This is a genomic window from Parafrankia discariae (genome assembly GCF_000373365.1).
Taxonomy (GTDB): Bacteria; Actinomycetota; Actinomycetes; order Frankiales; family Frankiaceae; genus Parafrankia; species Parafrankia discariae.
Genome location: NZ_KB891141.1, coordinates 1 through 4,972, shown reverse-complemented (window position 1 = coordinate 4,972; position 4,972 = coordinate 1). Strand labels below are relative to the sequence as shown.

At 68.7% G+C, this 4,972-nt stretch carries 4 protein-coding genes and 1 pseudogene; 3 read left to right on the top strand and 2 right to left on the bottom strand.

The genetic code is table 11. The annotated features are described in order from the left end of the window. Together B056_RS40370 and B056_RS0107540 are read right to left on the bottom strand one after the other, a co-directional pair. Window positions 1-244: IS3 family transposase (locus B056_RS40370; protein ID WP_326828219.1), on the bottom strand; the 244-nt coding region annotated here is incomplete at its 3' end. 147 nt (window positions 245-391) lie between these two features. Continuing rightward, window positions 392-1,402 carry a DUF2278 family protein gene (locus tag B056_RS0107540; protein ID WP_026239441.1) on the bottom strand — a complete coding sequence of 337 codons (1,011 nt, stop codon included), beginning with the start codon at window positions 1,400-1,402 and terminating at the stop codon, window positions 392-394. Between the two features lie 963 nt (window positions 1,403-2,365). On the opposite strand from B056_RS0107540, the gene B056_RS0107535 reads away from it, so the two are divergent. From B056_RS0107535 to B056_RS0107525, 3 genes and pseudogenes are all read left to right on the top strand, one after another. Continuing rightward, window positions 2,366-3,322 carry an intradiol ring-cleavage dioxygenase gene (locus B056_RS0107535; protein WP_026239440.1) on the top strand — a complete coding sequence of 319 codons (957 nt, stop codon included), beginning with the start codon at window positions 2,366-2,368 and terminating at the stop codon, window positions 3,320-3,322. Window positions 3,323-3,510: 188 nt separating this feature from the next. Then, window positions 3,511-4,432, top strand: a pseudogene (locus B056_RS45700) (transposase); the annotation flags it as partial. Window positions 4,433-4,523: 91 nt separating this feature from the next. After that, window positions 4,524-4,972, top strand: a 449-nt coding sequence (locus B056_RS0107525) for an IS6 family transposase (RefSeq protein ID WP_018500821.1), incomplete at its 3' end; no start/stop codon positions are given.

Here is a 4,972-nt window from a genome sequence, read left to right as displayed (position 1 = left end):
CCACGTGGAAGAAGTCCACGGCCAGCATCGTCGACGCCTGCATGCGCAGGAACTGCCGCCAGGTCGTGTCGGTCTGCCGTTTCGGTGCCGGGGGCAGCCCCAGGGACGTCAGGACCCGGCGGATCGTGGACGCGCTCACCCGGTGGCCGAGTGTGAGGAGCTCGCCCTGGATCCGCTGGTACCCCCACGTCGGGTTCTCGGCCGCGAGCCGCTCGATCAGCGTGGCGATCTCCGTGCCCTCGATCCGGTTCGCGGTCGAGGCCCGGGAAACCTGCCCTCGCCGCCCGCTGTTGTCGGCGCGTTATCGCCGCGCGCGGGATGGGCAAGGTGGCTGGCAGGCTCCCCAGGCCCCGTCAGGTCGTGCATGCTGGCTTGGTCTTCGGTTGCCTGGTCAGAAGGTGAGGGTGCGTCCTTCCACCGCGGTGGTGTAGGCGACACCGTCGACTTTCAGTCCGTCGGGGTTGAGGAGGGTGATGGTGCCGCCGTGGTTGCCGAGCGCGACCGGAGCGGGGACGGGGACCCGTGCCGTGTCGCCGGCGGGCAGCACAAGGCTGGGCAGCGGGGCGTGGTGGTCTGCGCGGTCGAGCAGGGTCCACCCGGTCAGGTCGATGGCGGCGACGGTGGTGTTGAGCAGGGTGACAGTTTCGGCTTCGGGTGCTGGGCCGATGGGGTTGACCAGGGCGGCGATGATACGGATCTGCCGGTCGGGTTCCCCGGGCGCGGGCTGGCCACCGGGGGCGGCAGGGGGAATGCCGGGCAGGGTGTGGCCGGTGGTGTCGTCGGTGTGCCAGGACTGGTTCTGGAACGCCAGGAAGATCGCGACCCACCGGTCGGGAAAGGACAGCAGGAGGGCGCCGTCCTGCCAGACGCCGTCGTCGCCGGCGAACTGGCGGCTGTTGCCCTGGTTCATGTGGATGTCGTGGATGCCGTTGCCGGGGGTGAACCCGAAGATCTTGTCCGGGGTGGTGGGTTCCGGTCCCCAGCGCTGCCCAAAAGCGTAGAGCCGGGCGGTCGGGTCGATCGCGGCCCGCTGGATGTAGTGGTCGAGCTTGTCCGCGAGGTCGTTATCGGGGCCGGGCTTGTCGGTGGGCAGGGTCCGCAGGGTGGTGCGGTCGAACAGGTTGCCGCGGATGAAGTCCAACGCGAGCCCACCCGGGGCACTGTCCAGCGGGGTGAACCCTTCGGACAGGGCGGTGAGGCCGGGCAGGATCGGATGGGTGAAGTTCTCATCGGTGGTGTAGAGCAGTTCCGCGGGTGTCTGGGCGGACAGCACGTTGACCGCTATCCGGAACTGGGTCCCGGCCGCTTCTACCTGGATCTGGTAATGCGGGCTGTCGGTGTCGCTCTCCCTGCGCTGGTCCCGTACGCGGCCGGTGAGAACTCCGTAGGATTTCAGCGGCATGATGACCTCCACCAGATTTCTTTGTGGTTCAAGGCTTGCGCGAAGCGTAGCAGCACCCATGCCAGAAGACGGTTACCTGCGAGCCCGCGGCGCCGAGCAACATATGGGCACGCGGCGTCATCCAGACCTGCAGGGCTGGGCCACGAACAGCCGCAGCAGGCGGAGGTTCTGCGGGGTCATGCCCTGATTCCAGCCTGACGCCCACCACCCGCGTGCGCGGTCCCAGCAGATCGCCTGGCTGAAGGTGGAGAAGGAATGGCCGCGCGCTGGCAACGGGCGGAACGTCAGGTTAATAGGCGTAGGTGACGGTGGTCGCGGTGTTGGTCCAGGAACTCGCGTAGCTGGTGGATGGTCGTCGGGGCTGGTCGTTTCCCGCGCGGTCGACGTCCTTCTCAACATTCACCGGAAGGTCCCCGCCCGGACCACTGGCGGCGAGGCACAGCCGTCAGGCTGGCGCGGCATGCGGCGAGGACGGGGGAGGAACGTCGATGAGACAGGATGCTGCTGCCCCGGCACGGATGTCGGCCGGGTGAACGTTTCCCCCGGACACGACTGGTCGCGGACGGCCGGTCCGGGCGCGAAGGACAGCCGCTGTGGTCTCTCTCGGTTGGCTCCGTGCCTGCTGACCGGGCTGGGCGTGACGGGGTCGGCGCTCACGGTGGCGACAGCCGGGCGGCTGGCACTGCGGCCGGGTGTCGTCGCGCCGTCGGGCTGGTACGGGCTGCTCGGTAGGTGTCAAGTCAAATGAGACAGTTGGTCGTTGGTCGGTTGGCTTGGAACTGGCTGGTTGATCCACACGGTCTCGGGTAGCCGGGGCGATTCAGAGTCAAACCGGCGTGTTAATGATCTGCAAGCCCTTACCCTCACATGCACAGCTTTGACACAGGGGATGCACAGCGTAGACAAGGGCTGTCCCACCACGGTGGTGATACAAGACCAGCCGATCTCAAAGGAGGAGCGCACATGGCGGACCGTCAGCAGCCAAGCCGGATGCCGACGTACGAGGGGCGTGCACTGGCCCGTCCTGAGGAGGAGATCGTCGATCAGGGGCTGGGCTTCGACATGGGCACGGTGGTGAGCCGGCGGCGGATGCTGGCCTTCTTCGGTGTGGGTGCCGCGGCGGCAAGCCTAGCCGCCTGTACTCCAGGCCAGGTCGGATCCTCGGGGGTGTCCGCTGCTACGGCGTCCGCGGCTGCAGGGGAGATCCCCGAGGAGACCGCGGGCCCCTACCCGGGCGACGGGTCCAACGGGCCGGACGTCCTCGAGCAGAGCGGTGTGGTCCGCAGTGACATCCGGTCCAGCTTCGGCGACTCGACCGGCACGGCCGAAGGCGTCCCCATGACACTGGCGCTGACGGTCCGCGACCTCGCGAACGGTGGCACGCCCTTCGCCGGGGTGGCCGTGTACGTGTGGCACTGCGACCGAGAGGGCCGCTACTCGCTGTATTCCGACGGCGTCACCGACCAGAACTACCTGCGTGGCGTCCAGATCACCGACGCCGCCGGCACGGTCCGCTTCACCAGCGTCTTCCCCGCCTGCTACACGGGGCGCTGGCCGCACATCCACTTCGAGGTCTACCCCGACCAGGGCAGCATCACCGACGCCACCACGGCCATCGCCACCTCCCAGGTCGCACTCCCCCAAGACGTCTGCACCACGGTCTACGCCCAGCAGGGCTACGAGGCGTCCGTGAGCAACCTGGCCCAGGTCAGCCTCTCCAGCGACAACGTCTTCGGCGACGACTCCGGCGCCAGCCAACTCGCCACCGTGACTGGCGACGTCACCGGCGGCTACACCGTCTCCCTTCCTGCCAGCGTCGACACCGCCACCACCCCCGGCGGCGGCCAAGCCCCCGGAGGGGGCGGCGGTCAGCCGCCGTCCGGCGGGCCAGGCGGTCAGCCGCCGGCCACATCGAGCTGACCAGCCCCTCGTCGAACCGGGACACCCCATGAATCTCGGAGCCGCTGAGCTTGTCGTTTAACCGCCGGGTGTCACGCTGTGCGATACCTGCTGGTGTTGTGGGGCGGGTCGGCGTGTCCTCGTGACGTGGGACGACCTTCGGAAGATCGTGCTCTCGCCAAAGAAGCCGGATCAAGCCGAAGGTCGTGATGGGCAGTGTGCAGGATGAACCAGGACGCGTCGAGGCTTTGGGGAGGCTGTGTCGCTTCCGGCAGGAGTTCTACGCCTGCCTGACCCGCCGAGCGGACGTGCTGTTCGAAACGGCGGAGGCGGTGCTGTGCACCGACGGCCCGGTCAAGACACTGGTCGACCTGACACTGGCGCCGGAGCACCGTCGCGGCCATGGAGCATTGTACGACGGGCTGAGCAGCGGCCAATTAGAGATCGCCCGGCTGCGACGTGCGCTCGCGGACCTTCCGCTGCCCGCGGCCGCCGACGGACGACTCGTGCTGGCCGTCGATGTCAGCCCGTGGCTGCGCTCGGATGCGCCGACCAGCGCGGAGCGGCTGTTCTGCCATGTTCACGGTCGGGCGAAGAACCAGGCCCAGCTGATTCCTGGCTGGGGCGTACTCGTTCGTCGCCGCCCTCGAGTCCGGCCGGACGTCGTGGACCGCGGTCCTGGACGCGGTTCGCCTCGGCCCCACCGACGACGCCACAGCGGTGACCGCCGACCAGCTCCGGGCTGTCGTGGGCCGTCTGATCGCCGCCGGGCACTGGCACGACGGCGACCCGAACATCCTCATCGTGATGGACGCCGGGTACGACGTGACCCGGCTGGCGTTCGTCCTGGCCGACCTGCCCGTCGAGGTGCTCGGCCGGATCCGTTCCGACCGGGTCCTGAGGCTCCCCAAACCACCGAGACAGCCAGGTACCAACGGCCGTCCGCCCAAGCACGGCCCCGAGTTCGCCCTCGACAGACCCGCGACCTGGTCCGCACCGCAGCACACCACCATCACCAACACCAGCCGCTACGGCACCGCCACCGCGACCAGCTGGAACCGGCTACATCCCCGGCTCACCCACCGCACCTGCTGGCTCGACCACCCCGGCGACCTGCCGATCATCGAAGGGCTCTGTTGCATCGGCGGAGTCCGCTGTCTCACGGCCGTCGATCGGTCATGATCGAGTGATGCGTCGACGTCGTGTCTGTCCACCGGTTCCGGTGTCGGAGTTCGCGGGGTTCCGGTTCCCGCCGGAGGTGATCGTCCTCGCCGTCCGCTGGTACCTGCGGTACGCGCTGTCCTACCGGGATGTCGAGGAGCTCCTCGCCGAACGCGGCCTCGATGTTGATCACGTCACGGTGTATCGGTGGGTGCGGCGCTTCACGCCTCTGCTGGTCGAGGCTGCTCGGCCGTGTCGGCACCGGCCCGGGGACAGGTGGTTCGTCGATGAAACGTACGTCAAGGTCGCCGGCCGATGGACCTACCTCTACCGGGCCGTCGACCAGCATGGCCAGGTCATCGACGTCCTCGCCAGCACACGACGCGACCAAGCCGCTGCCCAGCGCTTCTTCGGTCGGGCGCTAACGCAGGGGCGCCGGCCGGCCGAGGTCACCACCGACAAGGCACCCGTCTACCCGCGGATCCTCGACGAGCTGCTCCCCGAGGCCTG